At 46.8% G+C, this 17162-nt stretch carries 12 protein-coding genes; 7 read left to right on the forward strand and 5 right to left on the reverse strand.

Going from position 1 to position 17162, the window contains the following annotated elements; translation table 11 throughout:
* Positions 1–256: 256 nt before the first annotated feature.
* Positions 257–3397: a DEAD/DEAH box helicase gene (locus OIK42_RS13955; protein ID WP_273641638.1), complete on the reverse strand. Its 3141-nt coding sequence runs from the start codon at positions 3395–3397 to the stop codon at positions 257–259.
* 160 nt (positions 3398–3557) lie between these two features.
* Between OIK42_RS13955 and OIK42_RS13960 the strand changes: the two genes are divergently transcribed.
* On the forward strand, positions 3558–5252 hold the full coding sequence (locus OIK42_RS13960; RefSeq protein ID WP_273641639.1) for a class I SAM-dependent methyltransferase: 1695 nt from the start codon (positions 3558–3560) through the stop codon (positions 5250–5252).
* Positions 5253–5644: 392 nt separating this feature from the next.
* On the opposite strand, the gene eda is transcribed toward OIK42_RS13960, so the two are convergent.
* From eda to OIK42_RS13975, 3 genes are all read right to left on the reverse strand, one after another.
* Complete coding sequence (gene eda / locus OIK42_RS13965) at positions 5645–6286, reverse strand: bifunctional 4-hydroxy-2-oxoglutarate aldolase/2-dehydro-3-deoxy-phosphogluconate aldolase (protein WP_273641640.1); 642 nt, start codon at positions 6284–6286, stop codon at positions 5645–5647.
* A 143-nt stretch (positions 6287–6429) separates the two neighbouring features.
* Positions 6430–7128 (reverse strand): FadR/GntR family transcriptional regulator, encoded by a 699-nt coding sequence (locus OIK42_RS13970; protein ID WP_273641641.1) that lies wholly within the window; start codon positions 7126–7128, stop codon positions 6430–6432.
* Between the two features lie 250 nt (positions 7129–7378).
* Positions 7379–8290, reverse strand: a complete 912-nt coding sequence (locus OIK42_RS13975) for a LysR family transcriptional regulator (RefSeq protein ID WP_273641642.1) — start codon at positions 8288–8290, stop codon at positions 7379–7381.
* A 167-nt stretch (positions 8291–8457) separates the two neighbouring features.
* Between OIK42_RS13975 and OIK42_RS13980 the strand changes: the two genes are divergently transcribed.
* From OIK42_RS13980 to OIK42_RS14005, 6 genes are read left to right on the forward strand one after another with little or no spacing between them, the layout of a single operon-like run.
* The gene (locus OIK42_RS13980) at positions 8458–9441 is read left to right on the forward strand and encodes a fumarylacetoacetate hydrolase family protein (RefSeq protein ID WP_273641643.1); all 984 of its coding nucleotides are present in this window, start codon (positions 8458–8460) and stop codon (positions 9439–9441) included.
* Positions 9441–10241: a cyclase family protein gene (locus OIK42_RS13985; RefSeq protein WP_273641644.1), complete on the forward strand. Its 801-nt coding sequence runs from the start codon at positions 9441–9443 to the stop codon at positions 10239–10241. Before OIK42_RS13980 ends, OIK42_RS13985 begins: the two co-directional genes overlap by 1 nt.
* A gap of 36 nt (positions 10242–10277) precedes the next feature.
* On the forward strand, positions 10278–11435 hold the full coding sequence (locus OIK42_RS13990; RefSeq protein ID WP_273641645.1) for an alpha/beta hydrolase family protein: 1158 nt from the start codon (positions 10278–10280) through the stop codon (positions 11433–11435).
* Positions 11436–11447: 12 nt separating this feature from the next.
* Positions 11448–12401, forward strand: coding sequence for a VOC family protein (locus tag OIK42_RS13995; RefSeq protein WP_273641646.1), 954 nt, complete (start codon positions 11448–11450; stop codon positions 12399–12401).
* Positions 12401–12760 (forward strand): Rieske (2Fe-2S) protein, encoded by a 360-nt coding sequence (locus OIK42_RS14000; protein WP_273641647.1) that lies wholly within the window; start codon positions 12401–12403, stop codon positions 12758–12760. Before OIK42_RS13995 ends, OIK42_RS14000 begins: the two co-directional genes overlap by 1 nt.
* Entirely contained in the window at positions 12757–13887 is a 1131-nt protein-coding gene (locus OIK42_RS14005) for an FAD-dependent oxidoreductase (protein WP_273641648.1), read from the forward strand. Before OIK42_RS14000 ends, OIK42_RS14005 begins: the two co-directional genes overlap by 4 nt.
* A gap of 466 nt (positions 13888–14353) precedes the next feature.
* Here OIK42_RS14005 and OIK42_RS14010 read toward each other — a convergent pair whose 3' ends face one another.
* The gene (locus OIK42_RS14010; protein WP_273641649.1) at positions 14354–16696 is read right to left on the reverse strand and encodes a TonB-dependent receptor; all 2343 of its coding nucleotides are present in this window, start codon (positions 16694–16696) and stop codon (positions 14354–14356) included.
* Positions 16697–17162 lie beyond the last annotated feature (466 nt).

Consider the following 17162-nt stretch of genomic DNA (forward strand, 5'->3'; position numbering starts at 1 on the left):
ATCTACTTAGCGAAACTCTTTTATTTTGCATTATCTAGGAAACTCGACGTTGCGTTTCTGTTAAGAGGAATATAGCGGATTTTAACGATTATCGTTTGCTCCACAGCGGAGGTTAAACTTGCACGGCTAAAATTAAATTCAGCCTATGTGAGGCTTAGCAACTCATCTCCGTGTATACCTTTATTCACTATGGAGTAACCAGGTTAAGAGCTCATTAGGCAAAGTCCACTATTGTGTGCGCCAATTTATTCCGACCTCAACCAACCGCCAATTTAGCTGCTGCTTGCCACATAAAGCTTGGCATGGGTGTTCTTAGTTTCCAGTTAATATTCATAGGCTGAGATCCTTCGTGCGAGACATAGTCTACTTCGCCGAAGTTTACGAATCCCAGAGTACGGCTATACACGTCATTTGTTTGCTCTCGTACGAAAAGAAACAAGCGTTTCCCGGTTGCCTTATGTGTTATGTAAGCCTTGCCTCGGCCATATTCTGGCCTTGCGCTATTCTGCGATTGCCAATGGAATATAACGTCATTAATTGCATAATCATGATACATAGTAGTAGGTGAAAACTGCTTTTCGTTTTTGTTCAAAGTCACGAACATGAGCTCAATGTTTTTGTCTTGAATAACGAAGACACCTTCTCGCGCCGGTGGCTGACGTTCAAATGTTGTGGCACCGAATCCAATTAGAATTTGGTCTCTGTTGTATCGAGCGTGAAGTCTCAACGGGACATCTTGTAGGTTTTGCATTGCGGGTTGCTGGTGTTTGGTCTGGTTTAGCTGCCAGTCTAAAACATGCATAAGCTCAGTATTGATACCAAGTCGGCTGAGCGCTTTGAAGCTTTGTTCGATAGAGTCAAACCCGCATACTGGTCCGGCTTTTAGCCAAAAATCATAGTGGCACATCAATTCGTAGCGACCAGATGAACCATCTGTTGCAAAGTTGCTTAGGCAAAGTTGTTTAAGGAAGCTTAAGTAGGCGTGATCATCACAGGTCAAAATGCGCGTGTATATCGCTCTTTTCACTAACTTATATGTATCTTCGCCTTTCGTGTTAGGTGCTTTGTGATGGTGAGCATGACTTAGTAATTCAGACCAACAGCCTCGCTTATATAATTCATTAAGATCTAGCTCTGGATATATGTGAAGGAAATTAGTTAGTGTTAGCGCAAGGCTAGAGTGGTCAGAAAATTGCCGAATCATTGCCACGAGTCTTCTCTGGGTGAGAGTCGCCTGTCGAATATTATTCAAAATCATCTCTTGAGTTTGCTTCGTCAACTCTATACGACAACCCAGTGGTACGTGTGGAAAGCCTTGTTTAATTTCATCACTAATAGCCCGGTTACTCTTGCCGGCAAGCGCCCTAAATTTATTGGCGAAGTCATACTCTGGCCTAGCGTTGCCCACGAAATCTAAAACCGTGCAGCATTCTTTGTTATCGGCTAAGCGCAAGCCGCGTCCTAGTTGCTGTAAAAAAATCGTAAGGCTTTCTGTTGGGCGTAAAAATAATAAGGTGTCTATTTCGGGGATATCGATACCCTCGTTAAATATATCCACTACGCAGAGAACATTGATTTCACCCGAACGAATGGCCTGCTGCTTTCGGTGTCTATCTTGGCTATTTTCGCTAGTTAAAACGTCCGCTTTAATTCCTTTTAATAGAAATTGTCGCCCCATGTAATTTGCATGCTCTTTACTCACGCAAAATGCCAACGCTTTCATACTGCTGATGTCAGTAATGATTTCCTGCATGCTCAGGAGAATTTTGTTAAAACGAGACTGATTACTTGTATAAACGTTAGTGAGTTTAGCAATGTCATAACGGCCACGCTGCCAAGGAATGGCTCGTAAGTCAGTTTCATCATCAATACCGAAATACTGGAATGGGCAAAGGTGACGACGATTTACCGCTTCGGGTAAGCGAATTTCTGCTGCTATCACACCACCAAAATCCGCTAAGATATCGCTTCCATCGTGCCGTTCTGGAGTTGCGGTGAGTCCGAGCAGAATAGTTGGCGTGAAATGCGCGAGAATAGAGCGATAGCTGATCGCTGCCACGTGATGAACTTCATCAATAACGATATAGTCGTAGTAATCGGAGTCGAGCTGTAATTCAGAGATTCGGTTATTAAGCGTTTGTACAGATGCGAACAATTGTCGGTAATGGGCGGGCGTTTTATTACCTACCCATAATTCGCCAAAATCCATATTGCGAAGAACGCCGCGATAAGCCGCTCTGGCTTGTATTAAGATTTCTTCACGGTGAGCAACAAACAGGAGTTTAGCATCAGGCTTTGCTTTTAAGAAATTAGCAAAATCAAAGGCTGATATAAGTGTTTTTCCTGTTCCCGTAGCGGCTACAACGAGGTTTCGCAAGCGTTGGTGTACCTCACGCTCCACAGTAAGTTGTTCTAATATTTCTTTTTGATGAGGAAAGGGCTTTACTTCAAAAAAATATGTCGAGTTTGGCTCGTGCACGCCACGCTGTTGACTCAGCGCTTTTCGCAATTTCTCGCTGCTGGTGGGTTTGCCGTCAAAAAGTTCAAAATCATTAGAGGCCCAGTATGTTTCAAAAGTGCTTAATGATTTATCTATAATGTGAGGTATTTCTTGGGCGGTGATTTTTAAGTTCCATTCAAGGCCATTAGTCAGAGCTGAATGAGACAGATTGGAAGATCCGATATAGCCCGTATTGTAGCCTGTATCTCTGAGGAAAAGATAACTCTTGGCATGAAGTCGCTCACGCTCTGTGTTGTAACTAAGTTTAACTTCGGTGTTCGGCAAACTTGCCAAAAACTCTACGGCCTTCGCATCAGTAGCTCCCATGTAGGAAGTCGTTATGATCTTTAACTCTCGGCCGCTTGCAGTGAAGTCCTCAAGCTCTTTTCTGAAAATACGTATCCCTGCCCACTTGATAAACGACACCAGCCAATAAATTTTATCGGCGGATAAGATCTCGCGTTTTAATTCGGATTCGAGAGAAAGGCCGGCATTGCTTCCACAAAAAAGCTCACTTTGGGTGAGCCCAGTAAGTGGAAAAATGTCTGCTACGTACTTTTTCAGATCAGCGGATACAGGATTATCTAACTCGTATAAGGCCGTTAGGATTCTTCCCTGACTGTTTAATAAATTGTCATCGATGAAGTCACTCTCTTGAATCTGGTCTTTAAGCCAAATCAAAAGCCGGTTGGCGAGTTCTATTTGCTGGGATAAGCGGTCTTCGCTAGTGGGAACAGCCTCAATGGCGAATTCAAGAATGTGCGATAAGAAACAAGATAGCCAAATAGATGCTTCACTGCTATCTAGCTCACGCTCGCCAACATAGAACCTATTGCGGTCTAAACGTTTATCGATAAGCTCGGTTATAAGTTGTTCGTAAATGCCGACTTGTTGCATAAATTCCTTTTTAATTAATAAAAGCGACCACCCGTAAACCACATCGTATCGCGTTAGCCTCATTGGCTTTTGCATTTTATATGTATTGTTCGTATTGTGGAGTTCGCTTAACAATCTATCTGTTTTAACACCAAATCAACCAGCAAGGAAGCGGGGTCACTTGTCCGAAAACATACACTACTACTCAAAGCATGCAGAAACGTTGTCGCAACAGTACAACAGCATAGACTTCGAAAAAGTACATCAGGAGTGGCTCTCTGACATTCCAGAAAAAGGGTTTGCACTGGATGTGGGGGCTGGTTCGGGTCGCGATGCTCGCTTTCTTGCAGCCAAAGGGCTCAGTGTTGTTGCAGTGGAACCGGCGGATGGGATAAGGGAAAAAGCACAACAATTTACGGTAAGTCAGTCAGTACACTGGCTGAATGATAAATTACCCGAACTGAGCCAGGTATTCTCTTTACAGATCAAATTCGATCTCATCCTGCTGAGTGCGGTGTGGATGCATATTGCACCCTCTCAAAGAGAACGTTGCATTCGCAAACTTAGCGCGCTGCTAAAAGCCAACGGCAAAATTGTGATTTCTTTGCGGCACGGGGCGTGCGACGACGAGCGCACCATGTACCCGGTATCCGCCGATGAACTTGCCGACTACGCCCGAAAATTCGGCCTTTCCTTTAAGTTACTCAGCGAGCAGAAAAATACCGACCAATTGGGGCGGCAAGATGTTTACTGGCAAACCGTAACGCTGACTCTGCCGGACGATGGTTCGGGGGCGTTTCCGCTGCTGCGCAATATCATCGTTAACGACAGCAAATCCTCTACATACAAAGTCGCTTTACTGCGCACGTTACTGAGAATTGCCGAGGGGCATCCTGGCGCGGTGGTCGAGCAAACCAGCGAGCACGTGGTGTTACCACTAGGGCTGGTGGCGCTGTACTGGGTTAAATTGTTTAAGCCCCTCGTTGATCATTTTAAAATTCCGCAAAGCAGTAATACCAACAGAGGGCTTGGCTTTGTGAAAGAGACTGGCTGGAACCAGCTTAGCTCTTTCTCGGCTAACGATTTTTACATCGGCGCTATGTATATGCGTCCGGAAATTGCCGACGCGGTTTACCGAACATTGAAAGATGCGGCCTCTACCATAAAGGATATGCCGGTACGTTATACCACCCTGCCGGGCACGACCAGGGGGGTCTTTCATGCTGAAATGCAACGAACCACAAAGCCTGCGGGTAGTGTTGTTATAGATGCTGACTTTTTAACTTCTTTCGGTAGGTTTTACGTGCCAACCGCTATCTGGGATTCGCTGACCCGCTTTAGCTTTTGGATAGAACCGTCGCTGGTAAATGAGTGGGCAGCGTTAATGCAGCGTTATACAACGGGTACGGCGCGCAACATAACCCAAAGCGATTTGTTGCAAGCATTAACGTGGGAAGATCCGCGCAGAACCACAACCCGGGTTAGGACCAGAGTTGAACAGCTACTAACACAAGATGCGGTGAGTTGTTGCTGGTCAGGCAAAGCCCTTAAAGCAAACGATTACGCTGTGGATCATGCCATGCCATTCTCACGCTGGCCGAATAATGATTTGTGGAATTTGCTTCCTACAAAAACAAAAGTGAACGCCACTAAGTCAGACAAATTACCCAGTTCATTCAGGATGGTCAGCAGTAAAGGCATGATTCAGGAATGGTGGAAGCAAGCGTGGGCGGAAAGCGCCGGCGAGTTTTTTATTCAGGCGAATCTTTCGTTGCCTAACCTGCCTACCAGCAATCGTAGTTTCGATGACGTGTTCGAAGCAATGGTCATGCAACGCGATAGAATTAAGGATTTTCAGCAACTTGAGGAGTGGTGAGTGTTAAATTCTTTGGATTGTCTTTCCATATATTTAGTGGAGTAGCGGACAAACTCACCTCCCTAAACTTCAACTCATCCTCAACGTTGAGCCAAAAAATAAATAGTTTGGTTTGGTGTAACAGTGACTCACATTCCTCTATTCATTATCGATTCAAACCAGGCTATTACTTCTTCCTGTTGCTCGGTCTTTTGCCGTTTTTAATGCCTCCACTAATACGTTGGTCTTAACACTTTCATATGGTCATTCTTTATAAAAGTAGATCTGCCTTACTGGTTAAGGGGCAAGGCCAAATTGATTGTTCATAGTGCAATCGCCAAAATGATTACATTAGTCGTATGTTTAGCCTGCCGTCGTAATCTTATAAGTTGCATTGGATAGATTCGGCAATCTTAGGCGCAAAGTTCAGAAGTTTCGGCTGCGAGGGAGGTAATCTGTTGCCAGTCCTGATTTTTAACAGCTTCTGATGGGACAAGCCACGAGCCTCCTACGCATAATACGTTAGCTAAATTAAGATACGTGGGAGCATTATTAATATTGATACCGCCTGTAGGGCAAAAGAGTAAATCAGGAAAAGGCCCGGCGATTGATGAGAGCACTTTAGGGCCTCCAGCCGCCTCTGCCGGGAAAAACTTAAGTACTTTGTAGCCTATATTTCTAGCGCACATTGCTTCAGAAACAGTACTAACACCAGGTATCAGTGGCGTGTTTCCCTGCATAGCACCCATTAGCAGCTCATTTGACGAGCCAGGACTGATACAAAATTTAGCACCTGCCATTTCAGCCGCGGCAAATTGGCGCATATTGGTAACAGTTCCGGCGCCTACAATGGCTTCGGGAAACTCATGGCTTAGGGACTCAATTATCTTTAAAGAATTAGGAGTACGTAAAGTAACTTCGATAACTTTTACGTTACCTGCTAACAGCGCTTTGGTAATTTCTATCGCATTGTTTATATCATTTTCAACCAAAACGGGGATTACGGGGCCGGACTTTAAGATGCTTTCGGGTGATATTGAGCAGTTAGTGAACATTTTTTGACCTTCTGACAGTGCCTGCTATGCGAGCATAAATTAAGCAATATTGGTAAGGCCAAAAATATTTGCATAGCTTATATTCTATGTCAACGGGATTGGTTAAAAGGAATAAATTGCTTAAAAAGGGTGCAATCCTGTTCTTATTCTACTTTCAAGACTTCCATATCATCATCAATCGCTTTAGATATATGTGACTGCATAGCAAGTAGAGCGCGTTTGGGATCTCGCATTTTTAGGGCTTTATAGATGCGAATATGTTCATCAACATAGGGATGAACCCCTAAATCCCGGACCTTTTGATGGAAGGTGGTACTTATTGGTGAACGGTTTCGTAATTCCCAAAGCCATTTGACAGTAGCATTGAGTGCGCTGTTGTTTGTGGCATCAGCAATCGTGCAATGAAAGAGTTGGTCTGCTTTTTCCTTGTCGGCTTCTGATGTTTCAGGATCACCCATAATTTTTATGGCGGTTTCCAGCTCCTTCAATTGCTCATCGGAAATCCGGGCTGCGGCCAGAGAAGCAGCCTCACCTTCTATTATTAAACGCGCCTCGAGTATTTCGAATGGGCCGGGGTCATCATCAATGGCTATTGAATGTCCCGCTTTAATATTAGGAAGCACGTAGATACCTGATCCCGTCCGAATTTCAACCAGGCCTGCAATCTCCAAAGCTATCATCGCTTCTCTAATGCTGGGTCTGCTCACTTCAAATTGGGTCGCGAGTTCTCTTTCCGACGGCAATCTTTCTCCTGGTTTTACTTTGCCGTCCATAATCAAACTTTCAATTTGGTTGGCCACTTCTAAATACAACCTTCTCACTTTTATGGCTTCTACTTTCATATTTGTACTTCTGAATCTATTTGTAAGCGATACATCCAATATCAGAGATTTTTGTGAACAGGTCAACTAATCAAGCTGTTTGATGGTCAGAGCGGTTCTAATCAATAAACCATAATCTGTATCGAACAAAACGCTCATCCACTCACACATGGGAGGGGCAGGTTTGGTAAAGCGGCAACGTCAAAAGGTCCTGACCGCTCCAGACTGAGTAATGCAATGTAATGTTTAATTTTTGCTAAAAAACAATCGGTTATTTCGACAGGGCATCCCCTTTTTCTAAGATTTTTTCACGCAGCCACTGATGAACAGGGTCACTGTCTAGTGTGGGGTGCCACATAAGATGCTCAGTGAATGACGGAGCATCAAAAGGCAGCGGATGAATCTGCAGCGGTGCTACAGCCTCACTGAGTTCAGCGAATTTTCTGGGCACTACTGCCAAACGGTCAGTCCCCCCAATCATTCGGGAAAGAGTGGTAAAGTCGTTAGTGATCACTTCGATACGTCGCTTTAAGTCTTTAACTTCTACCAACCACTTTTCAATACTTAGCAGACTGACACGGCCAAACCCCACAGAGATATGGCCACACTCACAAAATGTTTCTGGTGTAAGTCCTTCAGTGATCAAGCTGTTGTTTTTATCAGCGATGCAAACTAGTTCGTCGCGCGTAAAAAACGCCGTAGAGTAGCCGTCAAACATAAGCTGCTCCGGCGCAATGATCAAATCTACGCTGCTTCTGGCTAATGCATCAGACTCAATAGTGAACGGCGTCAAAAACTCAAAACTCAAATTTGGCGCTTCTTTGGATGCGGTTTTTAATACATCAGACAAAAACACCTGCAGAATGTAGTCGGAAACGATTATTCGAAAGTGACGACTGTAATTTTTTAAATCCATCTGACGGCGATTGGTGATAGAGCCGCGGACTATATTTAACATTTCTTTAATCGGTGACTGTAACTCAAGTGCATAAGGTGTCGGCTGCATCTTGCGTCCTATCTGAACTAACAGATCATCTTTGAAATAATCCCGAAGTCGAGCCAAAATACTACTTGTGGCAGATTGTGAAAGGTAGAGTTTCTCTGCTGTGCGGGAGATATTTTGCTCTTCCAGCAACACATCCAATGCGACCAGTAAATTCAAATCCAGTTGCTCAAAACGCATGTTTCCCCTCCGTAAGTGCTAATCAGGTATCTATATTATAGATACATTTTATCAATACATTTAATTTTTTGTTTCATCAAGAAGCTTCTACACTGCAAATGTAGAAAATTTGTTAACAGTTTTTGCCAGCACAGAACAAAAGCTGTTTATGTGGGTTAGGAAAAATAATGAAATTTGCCTCAGAAAAATCATCAACGGCTGATGGCCGGTTGCTACTTGTGTCCCGGGACTTGTCTCAGGCCACGGCAGTAGCTGATATTGCATCAACGCTGCAGGAAGCGTTAAATCGCTGGGCAGAAATCGAGTCATTGCTGAAAGCCCGCTATGAGGCGTTAAACGAAGGTTTGCTCGACTCCGCTAAGCCGTTGTCCGCTTTTGAGTTAACGGCGCCACTGCCGCGCAGTTGGCAATGGCTGGATGGCTCTTGTTTTCTTAATCACGGTCATTTAATGCAGCAGGCTTTTCATCTCGATCCCATCGAAGGCATGGATAAATTACCGCTGGTTTATCAGGGGGCGGGTGACAATTTTAGCGGCCCTAACGATCCGCTGATAATGCCTGACGAGTCGGTCGGCGCTGATTTTGAAGGCGAGTTTGCTGTGATCCTCGATCATGTGCCAATGGGCGCATCGGTGGCCATGGCTTTTGACGCTATTCGGCTGGTGGTGTTGTTAAACGATATTAGTTACCGGGCTTTGGCGCCGCGCGAGATGAAAACCGGTTTTGGCTTTGTGCAGGCGAAAGGGGCTACTGCGTTTGCACCCATTGCGGTAACGCCGGATGAATTAGGCGATGCCTGGCACAACGGCCGGGTACAGTTACCCGTGCAGATTGACCGCAGCGGGCAGTGGTTTGGTTCGCCTAGTGGTGCAGAAATGCACTTTGGTTTTCAGGATGTCATTGCGCACGTAACCAAAACCCGCTCATTACATCCTGGCACTGTTGTGGGGTCAGGCACGGTATCAAATGCAAACCCTGACGTTGGTCAGGCCTGCATAGCGGAGTTGCGCGCTAAAGAAATGATTGAGCACGGGGCGCCACAATCGGCGTTTTTAGGCGCGGGAGAAACCGTGTCTATGCAGGTATTAGATAACGCAGGTAACAGCGTTTTTGGTGCCATTCGACAAACCGTTAAACTGGAGGGGCAGTAATGTTTAACCCTGCTGAATATCAGATGATCGATTTATCGGTCACGCTCGACAACAACGAATATACCGATCCTCCTCCTTTGTTGCCAAAAATAGACTACATGGATCATCAGGAAGGCTTTCCTGAAATGCAGGCGATGTTTCCAGGATTAACCATTGATCAGCTACCCGGTGAAGAAAGCTGGGCAGCGGAACGGCTGCAAATTACCACTCACAGCGGCACCCACATGGACGCGCCCTGGCACTATGCGTCGACCACAGACGGTGGCAAGCCTGCCTATGGGATTGATGAAATGCCGTTAGAATGGTGCTTTCAAGCTGGTGTGAAGCTTGATTTTCGTCATCTGCCTGATGGCTACGTGGTGAGCGGCGCCGACGTTGAAGCCGAGCTTGAGCGAATCGGACATACCCTGCAACCGCTGGATATTGTGGTGGTTAATACCCGAGCCGGCGAGCTGTTCGGGCAGCCGGGCTATTTAGAAGCGGGTGTAGGTATGGGGCGCGAAGCTACCATGTATTTACTTGAGCGGGGCGTGAAAATCGTTGGCACAGATGCATGGAGCTGGGACGCCCCGTTTAAATTTACTCGTGAACGTTTCTTAAAGGACAAGGACCCGAGCATTATCTGGGAAGGGCATAAAGCGGGTCGTGACATTGGTTATGGCCAGATGGAAAAGCTGTCCAACCTCGAAGCTATTCCATCTACCGGGTTTTTAGTGTCCTGTTTCCCTTACAAAATCAAACATGCCTCTGCCGGCTTTGTGCGGGCGGTCGCCTTTGTACCCACTAAAAATGGCAGGTAAACCCGTTAAGAGGTCCTGCTCAAATTAGGAGTTAACATGTTTAAGTATTTTCCCACCAACTATGTGTGGAACCTGTCAGTCAATCTGGCCATTGAAATGGGTGCGCGGATTGGCGAAATCGAGGAAATGTGCGGACCTTTGCAGGAAGCTGCAAAGCAAAAAGACAAGGAAGGCACCGAAGCATTCCGTGACACCTGGGCAAAAATGGCCGACAAATTGTGTCTGCTGGCCGAGGAAGACGAGAGCCGGGGCCGCATGATTTCTGCCGGCGATAAATACAATCGCGCGGCAACTTACCTTATTACCTGCGAGCGCTTGCAGGGTCATAAAGCGCCGGGTCGTTTAGAACTCTATCAGCGCGCGTTAGCGTTGTTTCAAAAGAGCATCACGCTGGGTAAAGAGAATTGTGAGCGCGTTGAAATCCCTTATGACGGAAAGCAACTATCAGCTCTTTATGTACGTGCTGAAGGCGTTGAAGGCCCGGCGCCGGTTCTGATCCAGGTGAATGGCCTGGATTCAACCAAAGAAATGAAATACCGCGTGGGTTTGCCTCACTGGCTGGCAAAACGCGGCGTGTCTTCGTTAATTGTGGATCAGCCTGGTACCGGTGAGGCCCTGCGCCTGCACGAAATTCCGGCTCGATTCGATGCGGAGTACTGGGCATCCAAAGTGGTGGACTACCTGGAGCAGCGAAGTGACATTGATAGTCAGCGTATTGGTATGGAAGGGGTTTCCCTGGGTGGGTATCACTGTCCTCGTGCGGTAGCCAACGAACCACGTTTAGCGTTAGGTGTGTGTTGGGGCGCCAACCATGACTGGCGCGATGTGCAAAAACGTCGGCTGGAAAAAGAAGGCGACTTTCCGGTACCGCACTACTGGCAACATGTGTGCTGGGCGTGGGGGGCGAAAGACATCGATGAGTTTATGGAAATTGCTGAAAACGTGCATCTTGATGGTCAGATCGAGAAGATCAAAGTGCCTTTTCTGGTTACCCACGGTGAGAAAGATTCACAAATCCCTATCAAATGGGCGTATCGCACCTATGAGCAACTGGTTAACAGCCCCAAACGTGAATTAAAAATCTTTACCGACCGCGAGGGCGGGGTTCAGCATTCCAGCTTTGATAACAGTGCCAATGCAGGTAACTACATTGCTGATTGGGTCGCCGAAACGTTTAAAGCGACGACCGCTTAAAAGGATAACAAGATGAATATTATTGGCCCTGAGTTACTGATTTTTGGCGTTGACGATGTGGGTGCCTGTGAGCAGTTTGCGCTGGATTACGGCCTGAGTGCTGCGGGCGAAAACCGCTATGTTGCATTGGATGGTACGGGCATCGAAATCTACAGCAAAGATAACGATTCTTTGCCAGCACCACTGTCCACCGGTAGTGCGATTCGTAAAACCATTTATGGCGTTAAGACGCAGGCAGATCTCGACGCCATAGCGGCTGAACTTACTAAAGACCGCGACGTTAAAACGTTGTCTGATGGCAGTATCGAAGCGGTAGATGATTTAGGTTTTGTGTTGGGTTTTATGGTGACTCAACGTAAAGAGCTGGATTTAGAGGCAGAAACCATTAATGCGCCGGGTGCTGCGCCACAACGAGACGTTAACCAGATCGCGTTGAGTAAAGAGTCGGTAGGTATTCCGCGTACATTATCTCATGTTGTATATTTTGTACCGGACTTTCCTAAAGCTGAGGCTTTTTACCGTGACCGCCTGGGATTTGTGACCACGGATCGCTTCACCCATGTAGGGCCATTTATGCGCCCGGCCGGCACCACCGATCATCACACTTTGTTTTTTATTCAAACGCCACCGCATATGCAGGGTATTGAACACTTTACCTTCCATATGGGCGGGCCGACAGACGTGATGACGGCAGGTACCAACATGGTGAATAAAGGGTATCAGAGCTTTTGGGGGCCGGGTCGTCACATATTCGGGTCTAACTGGTTCTGGTATTTCAAAAGTCCGTTTGGCTGCAATATGGAGTTTGATGCGGATATGGACTTGCATGATGACAACTGGTCAGCGCGTGAAGCCTTGCCGGGAGCCGATAATTCGCAGGTATTTTTGTTGCAGTACCGCGAGAAATGGGCGCCTATGGGGCCACCGCCTCCGGGCGCTGGTGGGAAACCACCGGAAGCACCTTAATGTCAGACGGGATCAGGTTATGTGAGCTGAGCGAACTTGCGCGAGGACCACTTGGCTTTGATCCCTTTGATGATGGACAGGACACAGTGTTTGCGGTGCTCAAGGATGGCAAGGTATATGCCTACACCGATATTTGTCCCCATTATGGCGACACGACACTGCCCTGGAAGAAGAATGCCTATCTGGATCATGCTGAAAAGCACATTGTGTGCGCTGCTCACGGGGCATTGTTCACGATAGAAGATGGTCTCTGTGTGAGCGGCCCTTGTCGAGGACAGTTCCTTGCAGCGGTGCCGGTAACAATCAAAAACAACACGGTTTGGCTTACTGAAAGCGAAGCCGGGGAGAATAAAAGATGAGTGCATGTGTTGAAAAGGTCTTAATTATTGGCGGCGGCTTTTCCGGTATGTCAGCAGCTATTGAGTTGAGCAAAAAAGGAATTGCCGTTGATCTGGTTGAGATAGATAAAAACTGGCGCACCGATGGTGCCGGTATCAGTATCGGTGGTGCGACCATTCGTGCTTTCAAACAGCTTGGGATCTTTGAAGAGTTTTTAGCTCACGGAGCCACACATAAAGGCTTGGATGTACATGCGCCCACCGGGCAGCACCTGGCTTTTATTCCCGCATCGAAAGTTCCGGGCAATGATGAGCCGTGCGAAGGAGCAATTATGCGGCCTGTTCTGGCAAAAATTCTCGCCGCTAAAACCCGTGAGTGTGACGTTAATGTGCGTTTGGGTATTACCTATGAAAATATCAACGACCAGGGTGACAGTGTTGAAGTAACATTTACCGATGGCACGTCAGACACTTATGATTTGGTTATTGGCGCCGACGGGTTATTTTCCTCAGTCCGTAAAACGGTGTTTCCTGATGCGGCTGGTCCGGCTTATATCGGGCAGGGCGTATGGCGTGCGGTATTACCTAAACTGCCTGAAATTGAAAACATCACCATGTGGGTAGGCCCACATATTAAGGTGGGTGTTAATCCCATGTCTGCAGACGAGATGTATATGTTTGTGACGGAGAACCGTGAAACGAACGAATTTCTTGACCCAGCCACTTTTACTGACCGGCTAAAAGCGCTGCTGGCTGATTTTGCCGCGCCAATGGTGCAAAAGCTTGCGGGCATGCTAAATGAAAACTCGCTGATCCATTACCGACCGCTTGAAGGCATGCTGATGCGGGAACCGTGGTACAAGAACCGCGTACTGCTAATCGGAGATACTGTACATGCTACCACTCCGCATCTTGCTTCTGGTGCCTGCATCGGCATTGAAGATGCGATTGTTATTGCTGATGAGTTAGCCAAACACACCTCGCTGAAAGACGCCCTGGAAGCCTTCCAGGCCCGCCGTTTTGAGCGTTGTCGTATGGTGGTTGAAAACTCCGGGCGCTTGGCGCAGATTGAAATTTCCGGTGGCGATAAACAAGAGCATATGGGCATTATGCGAGAGAGTAGTATCGCACTGGGGCAGCCAATTTAACGCCTTCTTGCACAAATTGTTGTAGCTTCAGGCTAGCTTGTTTCTTGGCAGGGGTGACCAGACTTAGGTCGCTCCTGTTTTTTTATGCCTGTATTTTGCCTTCCCCGGCGCGTATTTTCTGTTGTGTGGTTCGTTCACCGCGATACATGAGTATCCGATGGCAATCCCCTGGGGGGATTCCCGCGCACGTTTTGGCCCTGTTACTCCTTTAAAGTGTGAGTTCAATCGATGCCATTACTGCACTGTAGACGAGTATAAGGCGTGCGGCCCGTCCGCTGAATGCTTGGCATAACCTCAATCTACACCGCAAGCCTGGACCTTAACATATGCACCATAGCGCCACTGTACCTGATGTTGAGGTCCGATAGTTTCACTGAGCTGTGGATGATGATTGGGCCGATACAAAAAAGCATCCGCCTATTACGATGCGGATGCTTTGACGGTGTCAGTGGTGGTTGTTAAACCGTTAGAAGCTTTGTGACACAGAAATACCAATTGAGCGAACAGAATTCAGTCCCCATGACTGCTGAGTAGATATTAAGCCGTCATTGTTTTCACCTGGATCGAAGGCAATAGAGAAGGGATACTTCTCATCGGTACAGTTATTACAAAATACAGATACCTGTAGGCCATTCATGGTTTCAATACCTGCACTGATATTAAAGGTGCTGATGGCGTCCAGCTCCGTTTCCGGAGAACCGATACCGTAGCTAATCTCAGAACGGTAGTATAAGCCTGCGTTAACGAAGCCATAAATATCCGCAGTCAGTTCGCGTTCATATTTTGCCTGCAGGTTTGAGGTAAAATCTGCTGCCAGCGGCGTTGAGTAGCCCGCTGCATTAAAGAACGCATCGTCAGGACCACATTCAACAGAGTCCGGAGTACAGGATGCCGCATCAAATTCGTCAAAGGTCGAGTCGAGTACTGATGCATCCCAAAAAAGCGTCAGGTTGTCGGATACCAAAGCGCGGGCTGAAATTTCGGCACCACGTGAAGTAACGGTGGCTGCGTTTTGGATAATAAAGGCCTGCGCCTCCAGGTTAAACGACTGCGCCTGATAATTATCAAATTTAGTATTAAACAGTGAAACGTTAAATATCAGTTTGTTATCAAGTAGGGTACTTTTAAAGCCCGCCTCTACCGTTGTTGAAATTTCATCTTCAACCGCAAACGGAATATTCTCATTACCCTGATTATCAGTATTGAAACCCGGGGCTTTATAGCCCTGACCAACCGACGCATAGAGCATCAGCTCACTGCTGGATTGATACTGCATACCCAGTTTCCAGCTGATATTCGTATTATCTACGGATTCGACAAACCGGCCACGTGGTCCGCCAATGCCGATAAAGTAATCTCTTTGCATTTGCAGCACGTCAGTAGAAATTTCGTCCTGGGTAACCCTTGCCCCGGCTGTGGCGGTGAGTTTATCGGTCAGGAAGAAGTCAAACTGGCCGAATGCCGCATAGCTGGTTTGCTCTAATTCGGTAATGGAGTCGTTACCTAAAAAAACGTCGTTGCTGTATGGGCAGCCCGGTGGTGGACCAGAAATTTCTGCGCCTACACAATATGGAAACCCAACGGCAACAAATGGCGGTGGGCCCTGTACCTCGAGTCTGTTGGTCATATCCGACGTAGAATTAAAGTAGAATAAACCGGCCTGACCGCGGTATGAATCGGTTTCAGGGAAAATAAACCGTAATTCATTGGATACCTGTGAGTATTCATTGGTATTCGGGTTATCCACAATATCCCGCTTGGATGAAAAGTCGTTATGTAAATTTGTGTCGCTATCAAAATAGCGCCACGCAGCAATGTTAATAAGTTCTATGCCACTTTCAAACAGGTAACTGACTTCACCTTGCAGGCCGCCAGTTTCGACATCACGGAACATGGCGCCGTCGGAGTTATTAACCATATTTTCAGGACCGGCTACGATATTGTCTGCAGCAAGCAGGTCAACGAGCTCACTATTTGGATCGACGGTTCGGAATGTGCGGCTGTATCGCTCACCGGTACCATCGTTGGTGTTGTAATCCGCCATCAGGTAAACCGTTAGCGGGCCGTCCAGATACAAATACTTGGCTTTAATGCCGCGTTTTTCCTGGCCAAGGTCGGTGCGTACGTCATCGTTAGGATAAACGTTGTCAATCAATGGGTCCTGATCTGAATAGAGTACGTTTACCCGCAGTGCCGAGTGGTCTGACACCGGCATGTTCAGCGTGCCTTTAACTATCTGTCCGGTTGCGTCAGTCGGGGTGGTATCCCGCAGATTGTATTCCAGTGAAGCATGACCTGAGAACTCATCAAGTATCGGACGCTGGGTGGTGATGTTAATCAGACCGGCGGAGGCATTTTTACCAAACAGCAGCCCTTGTGGTCCGTTGAGCACCTCTATCGAGGCGATGTCATTAAATGGCTGTCCTGCCAGTGCATTTCGCCCCAGACTGACACCGTCAATTGCCAGTGCGACACTGGGATCAATCGTCTCGGCAAAAATTTGCGAACCGATACCACGAATTGCAAAGGTGTTGTCCTGGCCAACCTGAAGGGTAGGAGCCAGAGCAGATAGTTGAGTCAGTTCATTGATATTCTGATCATCCAGATCGCTGCCATACAGTACCTGAACGCTGACAGGCACTTCCTGAAGATTCTGGGTGGTTCTCTGTGCTTCTACCAGAATAACCTCAAAACCCTCTGATTTTTTGGTTTGTTCGGTATCTGATTGAGCATTTTCTTGCGCGCCTGCAAAAGAGCATGCAATGGCACTGGCAAGTACCGTGAGTGGTAGTCGTTTTAAGTGTTTCATAGCGGTCCTTACAGTATTCGGTTGTCAAGCCACGATCCGGGGAAACTAAATATCGCTAATGGTTGTTAATAGAAAGAATATTTATTTTACAACTTGGTAACATTTATTAAGTTAAACCAACGGGCAGGATTTTGAAGTTTATAATTTAGATTGTTGGTATAGATAAAAAAGATACTAAACAAATATTGTTTCGTAATATTGATGGTTAATGAGCTAGAAACCGACGGTTTCAGCGGTGAGAAATTTGTGCTCATCAATAATAGAAGTGCGCCAGGCGATGATGATAACGCGCACTAACATGGCCAGACCGAGGTGGACGCGTTTACAGTAATTATCGTGTTGATATTTCTGCCATGCCAATCGCCGCAGCGGCATTCAGTGTCAGGCCTGGCGAGTAATTATCTTGCGCTGACAACCTCGGGGGCAAGTAATGCATTTCCTTTCGATATCGGACAATCCCGAATCG

It is taken from the genome of Alteromonas gilva (assembly GCF_028595265.1).
Classification (GTDB): Bacteria; Pseudomonadota; Gammaproteobacteria; order Enterobacterales; family Alteromonadaceae; genus Alteromonas; species Alteromonas gilva.

What these genes read in the sequence shown, in the direction of transcription:
- OIK42_RS14005 (WP_273641648.1), top strand. Translation starts at nt 12,757, where the DNA reads ATGAGTGCATGTGTTGAAAAGGTCTTAATTATTGGCGGCGGCTTTTCC.
- OIK42_RS13980 (WP_273641643.1), top strand. Translation starts at nt 8,458, where the DNA reads ATGAAATTTGCCTCAGAAAAATCATCAACGGCTGATGGCCGGTTGCTA.
- OIK42_RS13995 (WP_273641646.1), top strand. Translation starts at nt 11,448, where the DNA reads ATGAATATTATTGGCCCTGAGTTACTGATTTTTGGCGTTGACGATGTG.
- OIK42_RS14000 (WP_273641647.1), top strand. Translation starts at nt 12,401, where the DNA reads ATGTCAGACGGGATCAGGTTATGTGAGCTGAGCGAACTTGCGCGAGGA.
- OIK42_RS14010 (WP_273641649.1), bottom strand. Translation starts at nt 16,696, where the DNA reads ATGAAACACTTAAAACGACTACCACTCACGGTACTTGCCAGTGCCATT.
- OIK42_RS13990 (WP_273641645.1), top strand. Translation starts at nt 10,278, where the DNA reads ATGTTTAAGTATTTTCCCACCAACTATGTGTGGAACCTGTCAGTCAAT.
- OIK42_RS13975 (WP_273641642.1), bottom strand. Translation starts at nt 8,290, where the DNA reads ATGCGTTTTGAGCAACTGGATTTGAATTTACTGGTCGCATTGGATGTG.
- OIK42_RS13955 (WP_273641638.1), bottom strand. Translation starts at nt 3,397, where the DNA reads ATGCAACAAGTCGGCATTTACGAACAACTTATAACCGAGCTTATCGAT.
- OIK42_RS13970 (WP_273641641.1), bottom strand. Translation starts at nt 7,128, where the DNA reads ATGAAAGTAGAAGCCATAAAAGTGAGAAGGTTGTATTTAGAAGTGGCC.
- eda (WP_273641640.1), bottom strand. Translation starts at nt 6,286, where the DNA reads ATGTTCACTAACTGCTCAATATCACCCGAAAGCATCTTAAAGTCCGGC.
- OIK42_RS13985 (WP_273641644.1), top strand. Translation starts at nt 9,441, where the DNA reads ATGTTTAACCCTGCTGAATATCAGATGATCGATTTATCGGTCACGCTC.